Origin of the sequence: Halomonas citrativorans (assembly GCF_014898005.1) — a bacterium.
Classification (GTDB): Bacteria; Pseudomonadota; Gammaproteobacteria; order Pseudomonadales; family Halomonadaceae; genus Vreelandella; species Vreelandella citrativorans.
The window spans coordinates 226,015-247,713 of the sequence record NZ_JABUYX010000004.1 but is presented as its reverse complement, the minus strand read 5'-3'; the positions used below and the strand labels follow the sequence as shown (position 1 = coordinate 247,713).

Genomic DNA, 21,699 nt, shown 5'->3' with positions numbered 1-21,699 from the left:
ACGAACCTATAAGAAGAGAGACCATAATGACGATGAGGCCTTTGATAGAACAACGCGCAGACCCGTTTATTCATAAGCATACCGACGGCTTTTATTACTTCACGGCTTCGGTGCCTGAATATGATCGTTTAGAGTTACGCCGGGCATCAAGCATCGAAGCCCTTGCCGATGCCAGTACCGTCAGCGTATGGCACAAACCAGATACAGGCCCTTTAAGCGAACTGATTTGGGCACCGGAACTGCACTTTCATGCAGGGCGTTGGACTATCTATTTTGCGGCGGCTCCCAGCCGAGAGATTAAAGACGGTTTATTCCAGCACCGCATGTACGCAATTAGCACTGACGCGGAAAACCCTCTGACCGGCACATGGAGCGCGCCCATTCAGGTCGAGACGGGCATCGATAGCTTCTGCCTCGACGCAACAACGTTCTCTCATCGCGACAAACTCTATTACCTATGGGCGCAGAAGTCGCCCGACATCCCCGGCAATTCCAATCTCTATATTGCGCCTATGGAAACACCCGACACGCTTGCAGGGCCGCCGGTTCGTTTGAGTATTCCTGAGTTCGAGTGGGAGACGCGTGGCTTCAGTGTCAACGAGGGGCCTGCGGTTCTGTGCCGACATGGCCGAGTGTTTCTGACCTACTCGGCAAGCGCTACCGATGAAAACTACTGCATGGGCTTGTTGTGGGCCAATGCCGATGACGACTTGCTTGATCCTTCCAGCTGGACGAAGCTGCCAAACCCCGTTTTTCAGAGCGACTCGCCCAATAAGCTCTTCGGGCCAGGGCACAATAGTTTTACCGTTTCTGAAGACGGCCAAACGGATCTACTGGTGTATCACGCGCGCACGTATACCGAGATTGAGGGCGACCCCCTGTGGGATCCGAACCGACATACGTACGTCAAACGCATCCAATGGGACGCAGAAGGATTCCCTCTTTTCGGAAAACCCTCATCACCTGATTAATGGTTTATTTTTCTGCGAATGCTTTAACGTTCCGCGTTAACCCGCCACCAACGACTCCATATGCCCTTTCGTTTGGCTTGAGTCGTTGATGCCACCTCTCTATAGCGTGAACGGCCATCACTCGATAAACGCATCCGTTACGTCACGATGACCGTACAAGAAAGCGTCGGCTACTTGGCGCAGTGGCGCGACATCTACTTCGCTGCGCCCCGCTGCGATAAGCTCGGCGAAGTAAGTATAAAGACCTTCATACTCCTTCTCTTCAGCGTCGACTATCTGCTGACCTTCAATCGTTAGGCGGCAACCACCGTCGGTCAGGCTTACGCGCCCGCCATCAGTATCAATGTGAATATCCCAGGTTTGCGGGCCGGTCTGACGAAAATCAAACACCGCTTCAATAGCCGTATCCAGGTGGTCCGTAAAAGAGAGCTCAGCGGCAATCGGTGTCTGGCAATTTTCTGGCACCTGCAACCGCGCCTGACGCAGGAAAAACGGTTGCGGCAGGATGGCCGTGGCAATGGAAAGCGCGTTAATACCCGGGTCGAATACGCCCATTCCACCGGGTTGCCAGATCCACGCTTGGCCTGGATGCCATACCCTTACGTCCTCTTTCCACTCAATATCAACTCGCCGAATACTGCGCTCTGCTAGCCACTGTTTGGCATGGGCAACGCCCGGTGCAAAACGTGAATGCCAGGCAGCAAACAGGCTAACCCCTTGCTGGTCAGCCACTGCGATCAAGTCCTCTACTTCACTTAACGTGGCCCCTGGCGGCTTTTCCAGCAGCACATGCTTGCCACGCATTAACGCAAGGCGCGCTTGAGAGTAGCGCAGGTGAGTAGGCGTGCAAATGGCCACGGCGGTTATCTCGGGGTGAGCATCCAGCATGGCCTCTAGCGAGGCATAGCCAGGAGTGCCCGGCAGTACTGCGTTAGGGTCAGCTGTGGCGACAAACTGGCAGCTAGTGACCGCTGCCATTGCAGGAATATGCTGATCGCGGGCAATTTTACCCACCCCGACCAGGCCAATCATTACGTGAGACATACGTTTGCCTTGTTAGCAAAAGTGGGATCAATGTAAGGTTCAGCGGCGCTCGATGTTAAGTTCCAAAGAGCTGGGTCCCAAAGAGCTGGGCTCCAGGGTGCTGGCACTGTTCTCAAGCCCCAGCGCCTTTGCGGTACCCGCCAACACGGCCTGAGCCGCCAAAAACGCCTCCCGAGGGCGGCGCAGGCGAATACTTTCCATTAGCTGGCGATGCTGCTCCAAACTCTCATCAGGGTCCGGGGCGCTCTCATTGGACATCGATACCAACATATAAATGGAAGGGCGCAAGATATGGGAAAGCTGTGCCCAAACGATGTTGTGAGTCGCCTTGAAGATCGCTTCATGAAAAGCAACATCGCATTCACTATGCAGACGCCGCTCTTCAAGACAGGTGGCATGACGCAGGTTCTGGCCCAACCCTTCAAATGCTTCTTCGATAGCCACCAAATCGTGCGCCGTGGCACGCTTGGCAGCGGTCATCGCCACATAAGGTTCCACATCCAAACGAAAAGCCAGTATTTCACGCTGGATATCAGGGTTTGGCGCAGCATACCGCGTTAACCAATGGGTCACCTGGGGATCAAGGATATGCCACTCAGAATACTCACGAACCTTGGAGCCATGCCCTGAAATACGCTCAATAATACCCGCATCCACCAACTGACGAAGATCGCTACGTACCGCCGAGCGATTAATAGCAAAGCGTTCACACAGATCCAGCTCCCGAGGCACAAAATCGCCGGGCTGATAATGCCCTGCGAAGATAGCTTCGGCGAGATGTTCGGCAATACTGGGCCGAGCAACAGGCTTACTGAGAGATGACGTCACTATGATTCAACCCTATTACAATTCTTCTCAATCATAACGTAATCAACCTCTCCAAGCATGGGCGTAATACAAGCGGATGGTACTGATGATTTCCCCTTGATTAATGCTCATGACAACATCGTGATATTGGCAACTCCCTTTAAATCCAGGGAGCCGCTATGACGTTACGCTTTCTTTGTGATAACGTCGACACATACAAAAGTATATGTTGAACATACTGGCAATAAGCTCAACAGTTCGTCTACGATGAATAGCACTTTCCAAATAATGGCGTCAGCCACCTCTAACAAGCAGCGCTAGCACTCTCCCGGATAGCCCGCTTGGGGTGACATGACACCGCCTCATGCCATTCAAGACACCATTGGGTTGCCTGCTGTTTGCCATGCAAATGAGCAAGCGCTTGATGTATTAACAAGGACATGTCGCTATGCGGTTGATTCAGTACACCGAACAAGAAACACTAAAAGTCGCATTGGTAGAGAGCGCTGAGAAAGTTCGCCCCATCGCCATAGAGGGCGGCACTTACGCGCTAGCCAAAGCCGCTATTGCCGCTGGGGAGTCGCTTGAACAAGCCATTAAATCACGGCTTGGCGACTCGCTGGTTGATTACCAAACGTTAATCGACGAGCAGCGCCTGCTGCCGCCGCTCACGCATCCCGACCCCGCCCACTGCCTAGTGACCGGCACCGGCCTCACCCACTTGGGCAGCGCCGATACCCGGTCCGCCATGCATGCAAAAACTCAAGTGGCCGAGGAGGAACTGACCGACTCCATGCGCATGTTCAAACTCGGCGTTGAAGGCGGAAAGCCTTCCGATAACGCCGAAGGGTCGCAGCCGGAATGGTTCTATAAAGGCGATGGCGACTGCATCGTCGCGCCGGAAGCAGACATGCCTTCTCCCGCGTTTGCTCAGGATGCTGGTGAAGAACCAGAGCTTGCGGGGCTCTATATTGTTGCTGACGATGGCACTCCGTGGCGGATTGGCTACGCTGTGGGTAACGAATTTTCCGACCATGTTACCGAGCGTTTTAACTACCTGTGGCTGGCGCACTCTAAACTGCGCGCCTGTAGCGTTGGGCCAGAGCTGTTGATCGGAGAGTTGCCTGCCCACCTTGAAGGCACCAGCCGCATTGTGCGCGATGGTCAAACATTGTGGGAAAAGCCATTTTTAACCGGTGAGTCCAATATGGCCCACAGCCTCGCCAATCTTGAGCACCACCACTTCAAATACGCAGGCTTTCGCCGCCCGGGCGATGTCCACGTCCACTTCTTCGGCACGGCTACTCTTAGCTTTGCTGATCAGATTCAAACCCGCGATGGTGATCGTTTCGAGATCACGCTTAACGATTTTGGCCGCTCACTACGCAACACGCTACGCATGCCAACGAATCACAAGCACGAAACAACCATCGTCAACGCGCTTTAACAGGAGGCTACATGACACTGCAAGGTACACTGCTTATCGGTCAACAGGCCGTCACCGGTACTCAAGCCGATATTGTTGCCGTTAACCCGGCCACCGGCGAGACACTGGAGCCGCGCTATCCCGGTGGTAGCCGCGCCGAGGTTGAAAAAGCCTGCCAGCTTGCCGAAGCGGCGTTTGATCAATACCGCGAAACCTCACTTGAAGCGCGCGCTCACTTCCTGGAAACCATTGCCGAAGAAATTGAGGCCATTGGTGCTGACTTGACCCAGCGCGGCGTGGCCGAAACTGGCCTGCCTGAAGCGCGCCTTGAAGGCGAGCGGGGTCGGACCTGCGGCCAGCTACGGCTGTTCGCTTCGGTAGTGCGCGCAGGCGAATGGCTGGATTTACGCTACGACCCGGCCCAGCCTGAGCGTAAGCCCATGCCGCGTGCCGACTTACGCCAGCGCCATATTCCGCTTGGCCCCGTGGCCGTGTTCGGCGCCAGCAACTTCCCGTTGGCCTTCAGCGTAGCAGGGGGCGATACCGCCTCAGCGCTGGCGGCAGGCTGCCCTGTGGTCGTGAAAGGCCATTCAGCCCACCCCGGCACTTCTGAGCTGGTAGGCCGCGCTATTCAACGCGCCGCGGCCAGGTGCAACATGCCGGAAGGGGTGTTTTCGCTACTGTTCGGCTCAGGTCGCGATATTGGCCAGGCGCTGGTCTCAGACCCGCGTATTAAAGCGGTTGGTTTTACCGGCTCACGCAGCGGCGGCATGGCCTTGATGGCGACTGCCCAGGCGCGTCCCGAGCCGATTCCCGTTTATGCCGAGATGAGCAGCATCAACCCGGTATTCCTGTTCCCCGAGGCGCTGAAAGCACGCGGCAACAAGATTGCCGAAGGCTTTGTCGCCTCGCTGAACATGGGTGCCGGCCAGTTCTGCACCAACCCTGGCCTGGTCATTGGCCTCAAAGGCGCTGACCTGGATGCGTTTATCTCTACCGCTGGGGAAGCCGTTAAAGCCAGCGGCGCCCAAACGATGCTGACGCCCGGCATCCATGAGGCGTATCAAAGCGGTGTCTCCGCCCTTTCGGGCCAGCCAAGCGTCAAGGAAGTGGCCCGTGGTCAGTCAGGTAGCGGCCCGCATAGCTGCCAACCGGGGCTATTTGTGGCCAGCGCTCAGGATTTCCTTAACGATGACGCGCTTCAGGGCGAAATTTTCGGCGCTGCATCGCTGGTCATTGAGTGCGCTGACGTGCAGGAGATGCAGCGTGTTGCCGACCAGCTCGAAGGTCAGTTGACGATTACCCTGCAAATGGACGATGGCGACCTGGAGGCCGCAAAATCACTTCTGCCCACGCTTGAGCAGCGCGCCGGCCGACTCTTGGCCAATGGCTGGCCGACCGGGGTCGAAGTGGGTCACGCGATGGTGCATGGAGGACCGTTCCCGGCAACGTCCGACAGCCGCACCACGTCCGTCGGCAGCGCCGCGATTTATCGCTTCCTGCGCCCCGTTTGCTATCAGGACCTGCCTGCTGGCTTACTGCCAGAAGCATTGCGCGACGATAATCCTTTTAAGGTTTCGCGACTGGTGGATGGTAAGCGGGAAGGCTAACAGCCTGCCTGTTCATACTATTGCCTCGCTGGTTAAACCAGCGAGGCAATTTTTATATCAATAGCCCATCACGCTAGGCAGCCAAGTGGCCAACCCCGGCACAGCAATCAACAGTAGAATGGCCGCCATAATCGGCAGCAAAAACGGCAGTACTGCCTTAACCACCTGGCCGTAACGCAGCCGGGTAATACCCACCATCATGAACAGCACCGTGCCGAACGGCGGCGTAATGACCCCCACCGAGAGGGTAATCACCATCACGATACCGAAATGTATCGGGTCCAAGCCTGCACTCAACGCGGCAGGTACCACAATGGGGGTAAAGATCAGGATGCTTTCGATCACCGACATAAAGCAGCCGATCAGCAAAAAGAACAGCGCAAAGCAGATCAGCAGCGCAATAGTGGGCATATCGATACTGGCCACTTGACCAGCCAGCGCTTGGGGAATACCCATACGCACCAGAATCCAGCCATAAAAGCTTGATACCGCAATGATCAGCAGAATGACCGCGCTGAACATCAGCGTACGCCGAAACGCGTCGTACAGGCTTTTCAAACTCAAGTCGCGATAGATCACCCCACCCAGTATCACCGCATACAGCGAGGCAATCGCGCCGGCTTCAGTTGGTGTGAAGAAGCCGCCCCAAATACCGCCAACGATGATTGCAGGCATCATCAAGGGTAAAATAGCCCGCTTACCGGTTCGTACGACTTCAGCTGCATCAAACGGTACGGGAGCAGGCATCACGACTTTTCCCGTGGCGCCGAGTAAAACGGTCATCCCCATAAGCAGCAGCGCCATTAAAATACCCGGCACCAACCCCGCCATAAAGAGTCCGCCGATACTTACATTGGCGAGCCAGCCGTAAACCACCAGCGCAATACTCGGCGGTAGAATCGGGCCAACCACGCTCGAAGCCGCGGTAATTCCGGTCGTATAGTCCAAGGCATAGCCGCGCTCTTTCATCGCCTTGATTTCGATACTGCCAAGCCCCGCGGCATCGGCCACCGCCGTGCCGGACATGGTGGCAAAGATAGAACTCGCCACTACGTTGGCGTGGCCTAGCCCACCTTTGGTAAAGCCCACCAAAGCCGTCGCAAAATCAAATATTCGGGTGGTGGTCGAGCCCAGGTTCATGATGTTGGCCGCCAGGATAAACAACGGAATCGCCATCAAGGTGAAATTATTAAGCGTTTGCACCATGCGCAGCGAAAGCAGCTCAACCGGCAAACCGCCAGCTCCGGTTACCGCCAGGGCAATAAACGAGGTAACCCCAATCGACACCACCACGGGCAGGCCGATCATCATTAACAGCAGCAACCCGCCGACGAATATCGCAAGTTCCATCATGGCGTTATCTCCTCGTGCGCGGGCTTATTCAACCACGTGACGGGGCCGCGTAAGGTTTGCCAAGTGGCGATCAGCGCCATGGCAACAAAACTGAATAACAAGCCGTAATAGAGATAGGAGAAGCTGATACTCAACGAGACTGTTTTGTTGTTGGCGCTCATATCGGACATGATCCAGGCGCCCCAGCTCGCCAGTACAAAAAAACCGACGGAGATAATGGCCGTCAGCCGATACTGCATTTGATGGCCCAGCGCACCCAGCCGGTGGCTAAACAGGTCCACGACCAGATGGTCACTACGTACCCAAGCGGAGATCGAGCCGAAACCAATGGCGTAAATAGCCAGCAGCGAGACGACTTCCTCGCTCCAGGGCATGCCCCAGTTGAGCAGGTCGCGGGCAACCACGGCGGCCACGACCAAGCCTAAAATACCAACCAATAACGCGACACCCAAGGCATCGCATAGGCGAGTGACATAGCGCAGGACATAAAAAGCCAAACGATCGGCTCCGTTTGCGGGTGGCAGTGCTCCATCCACAAGATAACTCCTTACCTAAGACGGTGGCGGCATCATCATGCCGCCACCTAATGATGATCAGTCGCTTACTTGGCTCGCGCTGATTGCGTCGTCGCGTACACCGTCGGCCATTTCTGACAGCACACGATCAATGGCGGGCATGGCCGCTTCACGAAAGGCTTCAGTATCCGGCTGGACGACCGTCATACCCTCTTCTTGAAGGGCATCCAGGTAGTAATCATCCAGTTCGAGCTCCTGCTCGGTGCCGTAGGCACGAGCGACATCAACCGCCTCAGAAATCAGCGCCTGATCCTCTTCCTCCAAACCGTCCCACCAACGCGCGCTGGCAACCCAGCTCCAGGGGAACTGCACGTGGCTGGTGGTAATGAGGTAGTCCTGCACTTCCCACAGGCGCCGCGTGTAGGGCGAAGAGAGGGAGTTTTCATGGCCATCAACCTGGCGGGTCTGCATGGCGAGATAGATTTCCGGCGCAGGCACGTTCACCACCTGCGCGCCCAGTTCTTCCCAAACTTCTAGCCAGATCGGCAGTGACGGCAGACGTAGCCGAAAGCCCTGCAAATCTTCTGGTGTATGAATCTCTTTATTGGCAGTCATATGGCGCGGGCCACGGTGCTGAACCCCCAGAAACTTGAGGCCGCCCTGCTGTTCTGCCTGCTCAATCAGCGTCTGGCCCGATGGGCTATCGATATAGCTATCCACCTCGTCCCAGGTCGTGAACAGGAAGGGCACGGTAATGGCGTCGTACTCCGGCGCATATTGCTGGCGCCAGTTGCCACCGGTGAGTGAAAGCTGGGTCTGGCCCAGGTTGAGCAGCTCCAGTACGGAATCTTCACCGCCCAGGGAACCCGCGAGAAAAGGCCGCACGTTGAAACGCCCCGGCGCCTGCTCTTCCAGGTACTCCACAAAGCGTTCAACCGCAGCACTTTCAGAGCCGCCTTCACTCATGGTGTTGTTAACTTGAATTTCAATCGGGTTGGCCAGCGCGAAGGGAGCAACCGCTAAAATGCCTACTGCAGTGAGCGTGGCAAGTAGTGATTTTTGCATGAGATGTACTCTCTCAATTTGTCGTTATAGGCAGAATGGTGCGATGTTGTTCTATCGATCTTGAAACAAGCCGCCGATACGCTCAAATCGACGTTCGAGAAGGCTGACTTCGCAAAATACGATGGCTGGAGACTCCATGACAGTGGGCGTTTGAGGGCTCTCGTAAAACAGCATACGACTAAAGATGGAGAAGCACCGGCAGTCGTTAGCCAGGTTTGTTCAGGGCTAGCCGATAAGGGAGGGCTCAGAATGTTAATGAGCTTTCTCCAAACGCGAACCCGAAAGGGGACGCGTAGCCTTTAAGAAGACGTCGTTTCAGCCTTAACCAGATGATCCACTAAATGACGGGCAGTGGCCGGTAGGGTGGCGTAGCGGCGCATACCGATCACCAGCTCGCGCTGCGCCCAGGGGTCGCTAAGCGGAATACTGTTCAACTCCAGATCGCCCAATTCACGATAGATGGTCTTTTCAGGCAGTATGCCCACGCCCATCCCGTGATGAATCATGCGGCAAATGGCATCGAAGCTACGCACCTGAATGCGCATCCGTAACGCCTTGTCAGCAATATTGGCTTGTTCATGCAGTAGTGCTTGCAGCGAGGCATCCTGCTGGAGGCCGATAAAATCGAAGTCGAGCGCCTCATTGAAGGCAATACTTTCACGCGCCGCGAGCGAGTGATTGCCAGGCGTTACCAATACCAGCCGGTCATTCCGGTATGAAAGCTGTTGAAGGTCAGGTGCCGCGACATGCCCCGCGAAGATGCCGATATCGGTCAATCCATCGCGCACGGCGGCCACAATTTCGCTACTCACCCGCTCCTGCAGGTCGATTTTAATATCGGGGTAGTGGCAAGAGAAAGTGCTGAGATCCTGGGGAAGAAACGCAATAATGGCCGAGGTGTTGGAGTGGATGCGCACATGGCCGCGCACCCCTTCGCCATATTCACTTAGCTCTGCTTCCAGGCGCTCGATATTATCCATGATGCGCCGGGCGTGGTGCAGAAACGCCTGGCCTGCGGGGGTTAGCTCAACGCCTCTGGGGCGGCGATACAGCAGCGTGGTCCCTACCAGCGCCTCAAGGTCGCTAATCCGCTTACTCACCGCAGCAAGCGCTAAATGCTCACGCTCGGCCGCTGCCGTCAGGCGTCCTTCATCTGCCACAGAAATAAACAGCTTGAGGGTGACAAAGTCGAAGCGGCGCATGATCACATCTCTTAACCAACAGTCTGCTTATGCTAACGCATACCTTCGCCAGCCACGAACCCTTTGTTACCCATTGCCTAATTGTCGACCCAAAACGGCTGCCCCATGCTGGCGCTCACTACGAATAACGACAAGTAGAGGAGAGCCTTAATGAATGCTCCTGAAGCGCGCAAGCTTCCCTTGCAGGACCTAAAAGTGCTTGAGCTAGGCCAGCTGATTGCCGGCCCCTTCGCCACCAAACTGCTGGGTGAATTTGGCGCTGACGTGATCAAGATTGAGCCGCCCGGCACCGGCGACCCACTTCGCAAATGGCGAATGATTGAAGACGGCACCTCGCTCTGGTGGCACGTGCAAACCCGCAACAAGCGCTCAGTGGCGCTGGACTTACGCAGCGAAGAGGGCCAGGCCTTGGTGCGCCAACTTACTGCCGAGGCAGACGTTGTCGTGGAGAATTTTCGCCCCGGCACGCTGGAGAGCTGGGGGCTGGGTTGGGAAGCGTTATCAGCCCTCAACCCACGGCTGATCATGGTGCATATCTCAGGTTACGGGCAGACCGGCCCCTACCGCGACAAGCCCGGCTTTGGCGTAATTGGCGAAGCAATGGGCGGGCTGCGCTACCTTACCGGCCAGCCGGACGAACCCTCCGTGCGGGTGGGCGTGAGCATCGGCGACTCGCTTTCCGCCCTTTACGCGGTGATCGGCACCTTGCTGGCCCTTCAAGAGCGAAACCGCAGCGGCCTTGGCCAGGAAATTGATGTCGCTCTGTATGAATCAGTATTTGCCATGATGGAAAGCCTGCTGCCGGAATTTGATGCCAGCGGCCAGGTCCGCGAGCCCAGCGGCAGCGCCCTTCCCGGCATTACGCCTTCAAACGCCTACCGCTGCCTGAACGGCGACTACGTGCTTATCGCTGGCAATGGCGACAGCATCTTTAAACGCTTGATGGGCGTGATTGGCCGCGAGGATTTAGGAAGCGACCCAGCACTTGCCCATAACGATGGGCGCAGCCAGCAAGCCACCATGATTGATGCAGCCATTGAAGCCTGGACGCTAGAACGCCCGCGGGACGCCATTCTACAGGCCCTGGATGATGCCCGGGTGCCCGCCGGCTACCCCTACACCGCTGAAGATATCGCCTTTGATCCCCACTACCTGGCGCGGGAGATGATCCAAACCTTTACCCGCCCCAACGGCCAGCCGCTCAAAGTGCCCGGCGTACTGCCCAAGCTAAGCGCCACGCCCGGGCGCCTGGGCAATGGCGGCCCGAACCTTGGTCAACACACCGACGACGTACTGGACGAGCTGGGTATCGATCAAGAAACCCGCACCAAACTGCGCCAGGCAGGCATCATTTAAGGAGTTTGTTATGAGCCAGTTATCACCCTGCCCTTTGAGAATCGAGATCAACGAAGTCGCCCCCCGTGACGGCCTACAAATTGAAGCGCGTTTTGTGCCTACAGAAGAAAAAATCCGCTGGATTGACGCCCTCTCCACCACGGGCCTCAAGCGCATCGAGGCGACATCATTTACCTCCCCTAAAGCGATTCCCAACCTGCGCGATGCCGCCGACGTTGTTACCAGCCTTCAGCGCCGGGCAGGCGTAGATATCACCGTGCTGGTGCCCAACGTAAAAGGTGCCGAACGCGCGCTTGCCTGCAACGTCGATGAGATCAATCTGGTAATGTCGGCAAGCGACAGCCACGGCCTGGCCAACCTGCGCATGACGCCCGAGCAATCCCTTGAACAATTTTCGGCTATCCTGGACGTGACACAGGGCAGCGGTGTGTTTATCAACGCCTCACTCTCCACCACCTTTGGTTGCCCCTTTGAAGGCGAAGTGCCCGAAGCTCGGGTGCTGGAACTGGTTGAAAAGCTGATAGCGCTGGGCATCCAAGGGGTAACGCTGTGCGACACCACCGGCATGGCCAACCCGGCCCAGGTCAAACGCCTGTGTGAAGCGGTACTTGAGCGCTGGCCTGAAACGCCGTTTACCCTGCATGTTCACAACACCCGCGGCATGGGCCTGGCCAATGCCCTGGCAGCCTGGCAGGCAGGCATTACCCGCTTCGACTCAGCACTTGGCGGGCTGGGCGGCTGCCCCTTTGCCCCCGGCGCCACCGGCAACGTATGCACCGAGGATCTAGTACATATGTTTGAAGCCATGGGCGTGGACACCGGCGTTGACCTGGACGTCCTGCTTAACGTCGCCGCTACTCTCCCCGAGCTTATCGGCCATGAGGTACCGGGGCAGGTGGTGAAAGCGGGTAAATCGACGCGGCGTTATGCGATGCCAGCATCCGCTATTCAACAATGAACGGCACTAGTCTCAGGCTACATTGAGGCCTTTAACCAAAAGAGCTATATAACTATTACCTGACACAACTTCGCCATACAAACGTCACACAACAGCAACATTTTCACCGCAAGCTGGCCAACAATAAATAACAGCTGGCGGTGAAGACATGAGCCTGTGTGTATGAGCCAATCGCGTATCCGCCTGGAGCGCGTTACTAAACGCTGGGGCGCGACGGCTGCGGTCGATGAAATTTCTTTTGAAGTAACGCCCGGCCAGTTTGTCATTCTGCTGGGCCCTTCAGGTTGTGGGAAGTCGACCACGCTGCGCATGATTGCAGGCCTGGAAGAGGCAAGCGACGGTCAGATCCATATTGGTGAGCGTGATGTTACGCGCCTGCCGCCGGGCGACCGTGGCTTAAGCATGGTATTTCAATCCTATGCGCTGTTCCCGCATCTAAGCGTTGCCGACAATATCGTGTTTGGCCTGCGCAGCCGCAAAGTGCCTAAAGCTGAACAGCGCGAGCGGTTGGCTAAGGTGGCCGAGCTTGTCGACCTTACCGATTACCTGAACCGTAAACCTGCCCAACTCTCTGGTGGCCAGCGCCAGCGGGTGGCGCTGGCCCGCTCGATTATCTCGGAACACCCGATCTGTTTGATGGATGAGCCACTCTCCAATCTGGATGCGCGGCTGCGCAGCGATATGCGCCGGGAAATCAAGGCGCTACAAAGCCGCCTGAATATGACGGTGATTTACGTGACCCACGATCAGGTCGAGGCCATGAGCATGGGGGACCGCGTGATTCTGATGCAGCACGGCCGCATCGTTCAGGACGGGTCGCCTGACGCGCTTTATAACCAGCCTGCCAGCGCCTTTGCCGCTAGCTTTATAGGGAGTCCTGCCATGAACTTGCTGCCACTTATTAAAGGCGACCAAGGCGCTGTTATCGACGGCGAGCCAACCACCACGGTCGCACCGCTGGAAGCCGTTGGCGGTCAGCTAGGTATTCGCCCGGAGGATATTGAGCTGCGCCCGGCGTCGGAGCCAGGCGTGCTGGCCACCGTACTTAGCGAGGAGTATTTAGGCGCCGACACGATTGTCCATGTGGCAGTGGGCGGACACAGCCTGCGCGTGCGCATCAATGGCAAACCCGCACTGACTAACGGCACGTGTCGGCTCTATTGGGCGCCAGAAAACGCCCACTTGTTTGCAAATAACGGGTTACGTCTGGATAGCGTTTTGCCAAGTGCGTTACCAGGCTCGCCTCGCGTTGTTTCTCGTCCACCGGCGGTGGGCTCTTTCCAACACTGATATTCGTGGAGTCTTTTTATGCGTTTGCGTATCCCCTTCGCTACCACCGCGCTTGTGGCTGGCATGTTAAGCGCCACCCAGGTCAACGCGAATACCGTTGACCTGACCATGTACTACCCGGTTTCAGTGGGCGGCGCGCTGACCAATGTCATTGACGACTTAGTGGCCGAGTTTGAGAGTGAGCATCCCGACATTTCGGTAGAAGCCATCTACGCCGGCAACTACGACGACACCCGCGTGCGCACCATGTCGGCAATTGAATCAGGCGATACACCGCAGCTATCGGTGATGTTCTCGATTGATCTTTACGAACTGGTTGAGCAGGACGCCATCGTGGCGTTCGATGATCTGGTCGAAACCGATGAAGAGCGCGACTGGCTTGACGGCTTCTACCCCGGTTTGATGGAAAACGGCCAGTTGGATGGCGACACCTACGGCATTCCTTTCCAGCGCTCCACCATTGTGCTGTTTTGGAACAAGGACGCTTTTGAAGCGGCCGGTTTAGACCCTGAAATCCCGCCAGAAAACTGGCAGGAAATGGCCGAGATGGCGGCAACGGTTCGCGAAGCCTCCAACGGGGAGCAGTGGGGCGTGATGGTGCCGTCTACCGGCTACCCGTACTGGATGTTCCAGGCGTTCGCGTTTCAGAACGGCCACCGCTTGATGAGCGAAGACGGCACCGAGGTCTATTTTGATGCCCCCGCCGCCGTTGAAGCGCTTGAGTACTGGGTGTCGCTAGCAACCGAACATGACGCCATGCCAGATGGCACCATCGAATGGGGCACGCTGCGCCAGAACTTCCTTGAGCAATCTACCGCCATGATGTGGCATACCACCGGCAATCTAACCGCCGTGCGCAATGAAGCCGATTTTGATTTTGGCGTCGCCATGCTGCCCATGAACACCCAGCGCGGCAGCCCCACCGGCGGCGGCAACTTCTACGTCTTTAAAGATGCCTCTGAAGAGGAGCAGCGCGCTGCGATGACGTTTATCCGCTGGATGACCGCACCCGAGCGCGCCGCCGACTGGTCGATTGAAACAGGCTACATGGGCGTTAGCCCCGCCGCTTACGAGACTGACGCGCTGCGCGAATACGTGGAGAGCTTCCCGCCCGCCGCTGTTGCCCGCGACCAGCTGGAATATGGTACTGCCGAGCTTTCCACCTATCAGGGTGGCCGCATTCGTCGCACGCTGGATAACGCCGTTCAGGCAGCGTTAACCGGCCAGATGGAACCGGAAGCCGCGCTTAACCAGGCCCAGCAGGAAGCGGACGCCATACTGCGGCGTTACGCACGTTAAGCCCTTTCTTACCCATTCGCCGGGGTTCGCCCCGGCGTTTCCTATAAGTAGCCGTTCCCCATGGCATTAACCGCCCACCACAAAATGCAGATGTATGGCGCGCTGCTGTTACTGCCCGCTGCCGTGCTGTTAGCCACTTTTGCGTACCTACCCACGATTACGACCGTGATTCAAAGCCTGTTTCTGCCCGGCTTTCGCGGTGCCCCGCCGGAATTTGTCGGGCTTGAGAATTATCATTTTTTGTTCGATGACGCCAAGTTCTGGAAGGTGGCGCGCAATAACTTGATCTACGCGTTGGGCACAATCCCCGCCTCCATCGCCTTGGCGCTCGGCATGGCACTATTCGTTAACGGCAAACTGCCGGGGCGCGGCCTTGTGCGCATGGCCTACTTCACACCAACTATTTTGCCCATGATTGCCGCAGCCAATATCTGGATGTTTTTCTATGCCCCGCAAATTGGCCTGTTTAACAAGCTGCTCGGGGCGCTGGGGTTTTCCGGGGTGAATTGGCTGGGCGACCCAAGTGTCGCGCTGGGCTCGGTGATGGTGATGTCGGTCTGGAAAGAAGCCGGCTTTTTTATGATTTTTTATCTCGCGGCGCTTCAAGGCATTCCGCCCGAGCTAAAAGAAGCCTCCGATCTTGAAGGCACCAGCCGCTGGAGCTTCTTCTGGCGAGTGACGTTTCCGCTCTTGATGCCCACCACGCTGTTTGTGCTGATCAACGCATTAATCAATGCGGTACGCGTGGTTGATCACCTGTTTATTCTGACCAAGGGCGGCCCCAATAACGCGACCAACCTGTTGCTGTATTACGTCTACGAAAATGCCTTCTCGTTTTTTGATCGCACCACGGCGGCCACCATCACAGTGGTGATTCTGCTGGTACTCGCGGTGGTTGCCACGCTGAAGTTCACGATCCTGGACCGCAGGACGCACTACCAATGAGTTCAACGACAATACACTCAAGCGCCAAAAAACCTACGCCTCGATCTCGCCAACTATCACTTCCATCGCTTGAAACTCTGGCGGCGTGGCTATTGGCGGTGATTTGGATTTTTCCGCTGCTGTACGCTTTTTGGGCGGCCTTCCACCCCAGCGAATTTATGGTGCGCTTTGATCTATTCGCCCCCCTGACGCTGGATAATTTCGTTAACGCCTGGGCCCAAGCGCCCTTCGCCCGCTATTACTTCAACACCTTTGCCCTGGTTACCGGCGTGGTATTGGGCCAATTTGTGGTGTGTACGCTGGCAGCCTTTGCCTTTGCACGGTTTCCCATTCCGGGTAAAAACCTGCTGTTTATGCTGGTGCTGATTCAGCTGTTTGTCTTTCCCGAAGTGCTGATCGTGGAGAACTACCGTATCGCCAGCGAGTTGGGATTAATCAATACCATCACCGGTATTGGCCTGCCTTATGTGGCCAGCGCCTTTGGTATTTTCCTGCTGCGCCAAACGTTCAAGACCATTCCGCGCGAGCTTGAAGATGCCGCGCGCATAGAAGGTTGCAGTTGGCTGGAAATTCTCTGGAAGGTCTACGTACCGTTGGCCAAGCCTACCTACCTAGCCTATGGACTGGTTTCCATTAGCCATCACTGGAACAACTTTTTATGGCCGCTGGTGGTCACCAATTCGGTGGAAAGCCGCACGTTAACCGTTGGCTTGGGCGTATTTTCCGCCCCGGAAACGGGGGTTAACTGGGCAACGGTCAGCGCGGCCACGCTACTCAGTATCGCGCCGCTGTTAGTGGCGTTTCTGCTTTTTCAGCGCCAGTTTGTGCAGTCTTTCCTACGGGCTGGCATCCGTTAGGCTTAGTACGAAAACCCTAATCAACGGGCAAGCGGCTTTTCGTGCGACAATCCCCGCTCGGCAAAAAGGAGAGCGAGGATGCACGGCGAACCCAACCCGGCGGCCCTCACGGTGCTGCAGGAAGTCTTTGGCTACGACAGCTTTCGCGGCCCACAGCAGGCGATTATTGATCATGTGGTTGCCGGTGGCGATGCGCTGGTCCTGATGCCCACCGGCGGCGGTAAATCGCTGTGCTACCAGATCCCCGCGTTGTTACGCGAAGGCACCGCCGTCGTGGTTTCCCCGCTGATCGCACTGATGCAGGATCAGGTGGCAGCACTCGTACAGAACGGCGTACGCGCTGCGTATCTCAACTCCAGCCTTGATTACCATGAGGCGGTCGAGGTGGAGAATCGCCTGCGTTCAGGCGAGCTGGACCTTTTATACGTCGCCCCCGAGCGGCTTGCCATGCCGCGTATGCAGGCGCTTCTTGAGCAGGCCCGGATTGCCCTGTTTGCGATTGACGAGGCCCACTGCGTTTCCCAGTGGGGCCATGACTTCCGCCCTGAGTATCGCCAGCTCTCTCAGCTTCATCAGCGCTTTCCCCAAGTGCCGCGAATCGCGCTCACCGCCACCGCCGATGTGCCCACGCGAGGCGATATCATTGAGCACCTGCAACTGGGCGAGGCAGCGCTTTATAACAGCGGCTTTGACCGCCCCAACATCCGCTACCATATCGCTGAAAATCAGGGCAACGCCCGTGAACAGTTGCTGCGCTTTATCCGCGACAACCACGCAGGCGAAGCCGGGATTGTGTACTGCCTATCTCGGCGCAAGGTAGATGACACCGCCGCCTGGCTTGAGCGCCAGGGGCTAACCGCGCTGCCCTATCACGCTGGACTTCCCGCCGAGCAGCGCCAGCATCACCAGACGCGTTTTCTGCGCGAAGATGGTGTGGTGGTAGTGGCCACCATCGCCTTTGGTATGGGCATCGACAAGCCGGACGTGCGCTTTGTCGCCCACCTCAACCTGCCCAAGAGCATTGAAGCTTACTATCAGGAAACCGGCCGCGCCGGGCGTGATGGTCTCCACGCCGATGCGTGGATGGCTTACGGCTTGCAGGATGTGATTACGCTGCGTCAGATGCAGCAGAACTCCAGCGCAGATGATCACCAGAAGCGTATCGAGCAGCAAAAGCTCGATGCCATGCTGGGGCTTTGCGAGATCATCAGTTGCCGCCGCCAGGCGCTTTTGCACTACTTCGGCGATCATTTGGATGCGCCCTGCGGTAACTGCGACAACTGCCTGACGCCGCCTGAGACCTGGGACGCCACGGTGGCCGCGCAAAAAGCGTTGTCGTGTGTCTACCGCACCGAGCAGCGCTTCGGCGTCACCTACTTGGTGGATGTGTTGCTGGGCAAAAACAACGAGCGCATCACCCGCTTTGGTCATGACAAGATCAGCACCTTTGGCATCGGCAAGGATCTCTCGGCCAACGAATGGAAGGCGCTGTTTCGCCAATTGATCGCCAGCGGCTTTCTAAGCGTGGATATGGAAGGTCATGGCGGGATTCACTTAACGGCAAACGCCAAGCCGGTGCTGCGCGGCGAGCAGTCGTTGACCCTGCGCAAGCCCAGCAAAGCCAAGGCCGCCCGACGCGGAAACAAAGGCGCCTCGGCAACGCCGGGTCACGGCGCGCTGTGGGAATCCCTACGCCAGCACCGCAAGGCGCTTGCCGAAGCCCAGGGCGTGCCTGCTTACGTCATCTTCCACGATGCCACGCTTGCCGAAATGGTCGAGCAGAAGCCGCAGAATTTGCAGGCGCTTGGCGATATCTCCGGCATTGGCGCACGCAAGCTTGAGGATTACGGCGAAGGTTTTCTGGCGGTGATTCAAACCCACGGCGATGCCACGCTTTAAGTACAGAGGCCGTTACCGGCAGTGTTCACCACGGGCGATAGCGGCAGCGTCAAACACGCCGGTATCCAGCACCCAGCCGGTCACTAGCGAGGCGGGCGTGACATCAAACGAAGGGTTCCACACCGGCGCATTTTCCGGCGCCCAGACGACATCCCCGAACGCCCCGGTGGCTCCGCGTATTTCTGCGGCGTCGCGCTGTTCGATCGGAATGTCATCGCCAGTGGCGCAAGCTTTGTCTACCGTGGTGTAAGGCGCCACCACGTAGAACGGCACTTGGTGGTAGCTGGCGACCACCGCCAGCATGTAAGTGCCCACTTTATTGGCGAAGTCCCCGTTGGCACAGATGCGGTCGGCACCGACCATCACTTTATCCACTTTACCGGCGGCCATCAGGCTTGCGGCCATGCTGTCCGCAATTAGCTGATACGGAATATCCAGGTCGGCCATTTCCCAAGCGGTCAGCCGCCCACCCTGAAGCAGCGGGCGGGTTTCGTTGACGTAGACATGCAGCGCTACACCACGCTTTTTGGCCACCGCCAGCGCGCCAATCGCCGTGCCGACCCCGGCCGTGGCCAGGGCGCCGGTATTGCAGTGAGTAAGCACTCGCTCGCCGTCTTTCAGCAAGTCCGCGCCGCGCTCGGCCATCTGCAAACACAGCTCGCGGTCCTCTTCAAACAGCGCGGCGGCGCGCTCAGAAAGCGCAGCCGGTCCTTGAGCAAAGCAGGCCTCCATGGCATCCAGGCAATACATCAAATTAACCGCCGTGGGGCGCGTGGCACGTAAGCGGTCACTTACCAACTGCCACTCGCTCTCCTGACCGGGATGTTGCGCCGCATACTGTGCCAACACAAAGGCCGCACTCAGGCCAATCAGCGGCGCGCCGCGAATCGCCAGGCTTTTGACCGCCACCTGCCAATCTTCCGGGCTTGCACAGCGTACCCACGTTTCGGCCTGCGGCAGGCGAGTCTGATCCAGATACTCAAGCGAGTCGGCATACACCCGCAAACTGCGTGACTGAAGATGAGGCATCAGGGGCTCCTTGAGTACTGCGATAAAGAACGTATGGAAAGAACGAATACGGCGCGTGGCTTATCAGCCGCGGAGCATATCATATAGAATGAAGGCCTTTGAAAGCGACGCGATACTGACCCTACGATGATATTACAAGACGAACTGCTAGCAGCGATCTCTTGGGCGGCCCAGCAAGGCTGGACGCCCGCCACGGGCGGTAATTTTTCTGCCCGTGTGCCGCAAGGTTATCTGGTCACCGCCTCGGGCCGTGATAAAACGCGCATTCAAGCCGATGACTTATTGCTTTGCGACCTTGAAGGGCGCGTACTTGAAGGCAGCGGTAAACCCAGTGCAGAAAGTGACCTTCACGCGGCACTTTATCGGATGGATGAACAGATCGGCTGCGTACTGCACACCCACACCGTGGCAAGCACCGTCCTTTCGCGTCGTTTTCCTGAAGGCATTGCGCTAAGCGGCTTTGAAATGCAAAAGGCGCTACAAGGTAATAGCACGCATGACGCCACCATTCACTTGCCGGTGGTACCCAACTCCCAGGATATGAGCGAGCTGGCCGACCACGTACGGGCAGATTGGCCGATGCCCTGGGGCTTTCTGGTCGCGGGCCACGGTATTTATGCCGTCGGCGAGACCATTGCCGAGTGTCGTCGCCATTTGGAAGCCATTGAGTTTTTACTTGCCTGTGTCCTTGAAGAGAGCCGGTGGTCCAAATGATTAATAACCCAGATGTTAATAAGCCAGATATTGATAACACCAGCATTCGCGCCGTGGTCACCGATATCGAAGGCACCACCACCGATATCAGCTTTGTGCATAAGGTGCTGTTCCCCTACGCTCATGATCAGCTCCCCGAATTTGTCTACACTCACTCAGCGCAACCCGATATAGAAGAGCAGATAGCCGCAGTGCGCGATGAGCTCAAGGAGCCGGACGCCTCGCTGGATAAAGTGATCGAAACGCTGCTCTACTGGATCGAAACTGACCAAAAAGTCACGCCGCTCAAGGCACTTCAGGGCATGATGTGGGCCGATGGCTATCAACGTGGCGCCTTTAAAGGGCATCTGTATAGCGATGTCGCCCCGCGTCTTCGTCAGTGGGGAGAAGCCGGGAAGCAGCTTTACGTCTACTCGTCAGGCTCCGTGCAGGCGCAAAAGCTGCTGTTTGGCTACAGCACAGAGGGCGATTTAACGCCGCTGTTCAGCGGCTACTTCGATACGCATATCGGTCACAAGCGCGAAGCCTTGGCGTATCAGCATATTGTCAGCAAGCTACAGCTCCCCGCCGACGAAATCCTGTTTCTATCCGATGTGGTAGAAGAGTTGGATGCCGCCAAGCAGGCGGGCATGCAAACGCTACAACTGGTGCGTGAAGGTACTCAGGCTGGTACGCAGCACGCTTGCGTGACAAGCTTCGATGAGATCAATCTCTAACAACTTAGCCTTTAACAGTTCAAGTATTAGCTAGCGGAGAGCGCCTCAATGTCACAACTTAAAGTATTTGCCGATCAAGACCCGAACAACGCGCTGGTCGATATTACCGACGGAGAGCAGATCAAGGCCGAACTCAACCGTGTAGGCGTGCTATTTGAGCGCTGGGCAACGCCGGGCGAGATCGCCGACGACGCTACCCAGGACGATATTCTGGCGCTCTACCAGGACGACATCGAACGCTTGAAAACCCAAGGCGGCTACCAGACGGTGGATGTGCTGCACATGGTGCCTACGCATCCTGAAAAGGATGCCATGCGCCAGAAGTTTTTAAACGAGCATCGCCACTTTGAGGACGAAGTGCGCTTTTTCGTGAAAGGCCAAGGGCTTTTCTGCCTGCATATCGACGACAAGGTGTACCAGGTGCTGTGCACCCGCAACGACCTGATCAGCGTACCCGCCAATACACCGCACTGGTTCGATATGGGCCCGGCGCCTGAATTCACCGCGCTGCGTTTCTTCGACAACGTGGAAGGCTGGGTACCCCACTGGACCGAGAGCGATATCGCCGGCAAGTTTGACCGGATTGATCAGCTGTAAATATCGGCAGTAACTAAAAGGACGCGGGTTCAATTCCCGCGTCCTT

At 57.0% G+C, this 21,699-nt stretch carries 20 protein-coding genes; 13 read left to right on the top strand and 7 right to left on the bottom strand.

What is annotated here, in order from left to right:
* Positions 1–26 precede the first annotated feature (26 nt).
* Positions 27–971, top strand: a complete 945-nt coding sequence (locus tag INT20_RS07575; protein ID WP_193056711.1) for a glycoside hydrolase family 43 protein — start codon at positions 27–29, stop codon at positions 969–971.
* A 117-nt stretch (positions 972–1,088) separates the two neighbouring features.
* Here the strand turns inward: INT20_RS07575 and INT20_RS07570 are convergent, their stop codons facing one another.
* Together INT20_RS07570 and INT20_RS07565 are read right to left on the bottom strand one after the other, a co-directional pair.
* Positions 1,089–2,015 (bottom strand): Gfo/Idh/MocA family protein, encoded by a 927-nt coding sequence (locus INT20_RS07570; RefSeq protein ID WP_193054272.1) that lies wholly within the window; start codon positions 2,013–2,015, stop codon positions 1,089–1,091.
* A gap of 39 nt (positions 2,016–2,054) precedes the next feature.
* Positions 2,055–2,843: a FadR/GntR family transcriptional regulator gene (locus tag INT20_RS07565; protein WP_193056710.1), complete on the bottom strand. Its 789-nt coding sequence runs from the start codon at positions 2,841–2,843 to the stop codon at positions 2,055–2,057.
* Between the two features lie 427 nt (positions 2,844–3,270).
* On the opposite strand from INT20_RS07565, the gene araD1 reads away from it, so the two are divergent.
* A complete protein-coding gene (gene araD1, locus INT20_RS07560; protein WP_193056709.1) occupies positions 3,271–4,269 on the top strand; it encodes an AraD1 family protein in 999 nt (332 codons plus the stop codon).
* 11 nt (positions 4,270–4,280) lie between these two features.
* On the top strand, positions 4,281–5,858 hold the full coding sequence (locus INT20_RS07555) for an aldehyde dehydrogenase (NADP(+)) (protein ID WP_193056708.1): 1,578 nt from the start codon (positions 4,281–4,283) through the stop codon (positions 5,856–5,858).
* Positions 5,859–5,915: 57 nt separating this feature from the next.
* Here INT20_RS07555 and INT20_RS07550 read toward each other — a convergent pair whose 3' ends face one another.
* The 4 genes from INT20_RS07550 to INT20_RS07535 form a co-directional block, all read right to left on the bottom strand.
* Complete coding sequence (locus tag INT20_RS07550) at positions 5,916–7,211, bottom strand: TRAP transporter large permease (protein WP_193056707.1); 1,296 nt, start codon at positions 7,209–7,211, stop codon at positions 5,916–5,918.
* Positions 7,208–7,747, bottom strand: a complete 540-nt coding sequence (locus tag INT20_RS07545) for a TRAP transporter small permease (protein WP_193056706.1) — start codon at positions 7,745–7,747, stop codon at positions 7,208–7,210. Before INT20_RS07545 ends, INT20_RS07550 begins: the two co-directional genes overlap by 4 nt.
* Positions 7,748–7,804: 57 nt before the next feature.
* Positions 7,805–8,791, bottom strand: a complete 987-nt coding sequence (locus tag INT20_RS07540; RefSeq protein ID WP_193056705.1) for a TRAP transporter substrate-binding protein — start codon at positions 8,789–8,791, stop codon at positions 7,805–7,807.
* A gap of 299 nt (positions 8,792–9,090) precedes the next feature.
* On the bottom strand, positions 9,091–9,993 hold the full coding sequence (locus INT20_RS07535; RefSeq protein WP_193056704.1) for a LysR family transcriptional regulator: 903 nt from the start codon (positions 9,991–9,993) through the stop codon (positions 9,091–9,093).
* A gap of 150 nt (positions 9,994–10,143) precedes the next feature.
* Between INT20_RS07535 and INT20_RS07530 the strand changes: the two genes are divergently transcribed.
* The 7 genes from INT20_RS07530 to recQ all read left to right on the top strand — a co-directional run bounded on the left by INT20_RS07530 (position 10,144) and on the right by recQ (position 18,597).
* Complete coding sequence (locus INT20_RS07530; protein ID WP_193056703.1) at positions 10,144–11,349, top strand: CaiB/BaiF CoA transferase family protein; 1,206 nt, start codon at positions 10,144–10,146, stop codon at positions 11,347–11,349.
* Positions 11,350–11,359: 10 nt separating this feature from the next.
* Positions 11,360–12,307: a hydroxymethylglutaryl-CoA lyase gene (locus tag INT20_RS07525; RefSeq protein ID WP_193056702.1), complete on the top strand. Its 948-nt coding sequence runs from the start codon at positions 11,360–11,362 to the stop codon at positions 12,305–12,307.
* 162 nt (positions 12,308–12,469) lie between these two features.
* Entirely contained in the window at positions 12,470–13,597 is a 1,128-nt protein-coding gene (locus INT20_RS07520) for an ABC transporter ATP-binding protein (RefSeq protein ID WP_193056701.1), read from the top strand.
* A gap of 18 nt (positions 13,598–13,615) precedes the next feature.
* The gene (locus tag INT20_RS07515; RefSeq protein ID WP_193056700.1) at positions 13,616–14,896 is read left to right on the top strand and encodes an ABC transporter substrate-binding protein; all 1,281 of its coding nucleotides are present in this window, start codon (positions 13,616–13,618) and stop codon (positions 14,894–14,896) included.
* A gap of 60 nt (positions 14,897–14,956) precedes the next feature.
* Entirely contained in the window at positions 14,957–15,841 is an 885-nt protein-coding gene (locus INT20_RS07510) for a carbohydrate ABC transporter permease (protein ID WP_193056699.1), read from the top strand.
* Positions 15,838–16,698, top strand: coding sequence for a carbohydrate ABC transporter permease (locus INT20_RS07505; RefSeq protein WP_193056698.1), 861 nt, complete (start codon positions 15,838–15,840; stop codon positions 16,696–16,698). The genes INT20_RS07510 and INT20_RS07505 overlap by 4 nt, the downstream gene beginning before the upstream one ends.
* A gap of 78 nt (positions 16,699–16,776) precedes the next feature.
* Complete coding sequence (gene recQ, locus INT20_RS07500) at positions 16,777–18,597, top strand: DNA helicase RecQ (RefSeq protein WP_193056697.1); 1,821 nt, start codon at positions 16,777–16,779, stop codon at positions 18,595–18,597.
* 12 nt (positions 18,598–18,609) lie between these two features.
* On the opposite strand, the gene mtnA is transcribed toward recQ, so the two are convergent.
* Positions 18,610–19,626, bottom strand: coding sequence for an S-methyl-5-thioribose-1-phosphate isomerase (gene mtnA, locus INT20_RS07495; protein WP_193056696.1), 1,017 nt, complete (start codon positions 19,624–19,626; stop codon positions 18,610–18,612).
* Between the two features lie 126 nt (positions 19,627–19,752).
* Between mtnA and mtnB the strand changes: the two genes are divergently transcribed.
* The 3 genes from mtnB to INT20_RS07480 are packed head-to-tail and all read left to right on the top strand — an operon-like array spanning position 19,753 to position 21,653.
* A complete protein-coding gene (gene mtnB / locus INT20_RS07490) occupies positions 19,753–20,340 on the top strand; it encodes a methylthioribulose 1-phosphate dehydratase (protein WP_193056695.1) in 588 nt (195 codons plus the stop codon).
* Entirely contained in the window at positions 20,337–21,056 is a 720-nt protein-coding gene (gene mtnC, locus INT20_RS07485; protein ID WP_193056694.1) for an acireductone synthase, read from the top strand. Before mtnB ends, mtnC begins: the two co-directional genes overlap by 4 nt.
* 48 nt (positions 21,057–21,104) lie before the next feature.
* Complete coding sequence (locus tag INT20_RS07480) at positions 21,105–21,653, top strand: 1,2-dihydroxy-3-keto-5-methylthiopentene dioxygenase (RefSeq protein WP_193056693.1); 549 nt, start codon at positions 21,105–21,107, stop codon at positions 21,651–21,653.
* Positions 21,654–21,699 lie beyond the last annotated feature (46 nt).

What these genes read in the sequence shown, in the direction of transcription:
- INT20_RS07575 (WP_193056711.1), top strand. Translation starts at nt 27, where the DNA reads ATGACGATGAGGCCTTTGATAGAACAACGCGCAGACCCGTTTATTCAT.
- INT20_RS07570 (WP_193054272.1), bottom strand. Translation starts at nt 2,015, where the DNA reads ATGTCTCACGTAATGATTGGCCTGGTCGGGGTGGGTAAAATTGCCCGC.
- araD1 (WP_193056709.1), top strand. Translation starts at nt 3,271, where the DNA reads ATGCGGTTGATTCAGTACACCGAACAAGAAACACTAAAAGTCGCATTG.
- INT20_RS07555 (WP_193056708.1), top strand. Translation starts at nt 4,281, where the DNA reads ATGACACTGCAAGGTACACTGCTTATCGGTCAACAGGCCGTCACCGGT.
- INT20_RS07550 (WP_193056707.1), bottom strand. Translation starts at nt 7,211, where the DNA reads ATGATGGAACTTGCGATATTCGTCGGCGGGTTGCTGCTGTTAATGATG.
- INT20_RS07540 (WP_193056705.1), bottom strand. Translation starts at nt 8,791, where the DNA reads ATGCAAAAATCACTACTTGCCACGCTCACTGCAGTAGGCATTTTAGCG.
- INT20_RS07535 (WP_193056704.1), bottom strand. Translation starts at nt 9,993, where the DNA reads ATGCGCCGCTTCGACTTTGTCACCCTCAAGCTGTTTATTTCTGTGGCA.
- INT20_RS07530 (WP_193056703.1), top strand. Translation starts at nt 10,144, where the DNA reads ATGAATGCTCCTGAAGCGCGCAAGCTTCCCTTGCAGGACCTAAAAGTG.
- INT20_RS07525 (WP_193056702.1), top strand. Translation starts at nt 11,360, where the DNA reads ATGAGCCAGTTATCACCCTGCCCTTTGAGAATCGAGATCAACGAAGTC.
- INT20_RS07520 (WP_193056701.1), top strand. Translation starts at nt 12,470, where the DNA reads ATGAGCCAATCGCGTATCCGCCTGGAGCGCGTTACTAAACGCTGGGGC.
- INT20_RS07515 (WP_193056700.1), top strand. Translation starts at nt 13,616, where the DNA reads ATGCGTTTGCGTATCCCCTTCGCTACCACCGCGCTTGTGGCTGGCATG.
- INT20_RS07510 (WP_193056699.1), top strand. Translation starts at nt 14,957, where the DNA reads ATGGCATTAACCGCCCACCACAAAATGCAGATGTATGGCGCGCTGCTG.
- INT20_RS07505 (WP_193056698.1), top strand. Translation starts at nt 15,838, where the DNA reads ATGAGTTCAACGACAATACACTCAAGCGCCAAAAAACCTACGCCTCGA.
- recQ (WP_193056697.1), top strand. Translation starts at nt 16,777, where the DNA reads ATGCACGGCGAACCCAACCCGGCGGCCCTCACGGTGCTGCAGGAAGTC.
- mtnA (WP_193056696.1), bottom strand. Translation starts at nt 19,626, where the DNA reads ATGCCTCATCTTCAGTCACGCAGTTTGCGGGTGTATGCCGACTCGCTT.
- mtnB (WP_193056695.1), top strand. Translation starts at nt 19,753, where the DNA reads ATGATATTACAAGACGAACTGCTAGCAGCGATCTCTTGGGCGGCCCAG.
- mtnC (WP_193056694.1), top strand. Translation starts at nt 20,337, where the DNA reads ATGATTAATAACCCAGATGTTAATAAGCCAGATATTGATAACACCAGC.
- INT20_RS07480 (WP_193056693.1), top strand. Translation starts at nt 21,105, where the DNA reads ATGTCACAACTTAAAGTATTTGCCGATCAAGACCCGAACAACGCGCTG.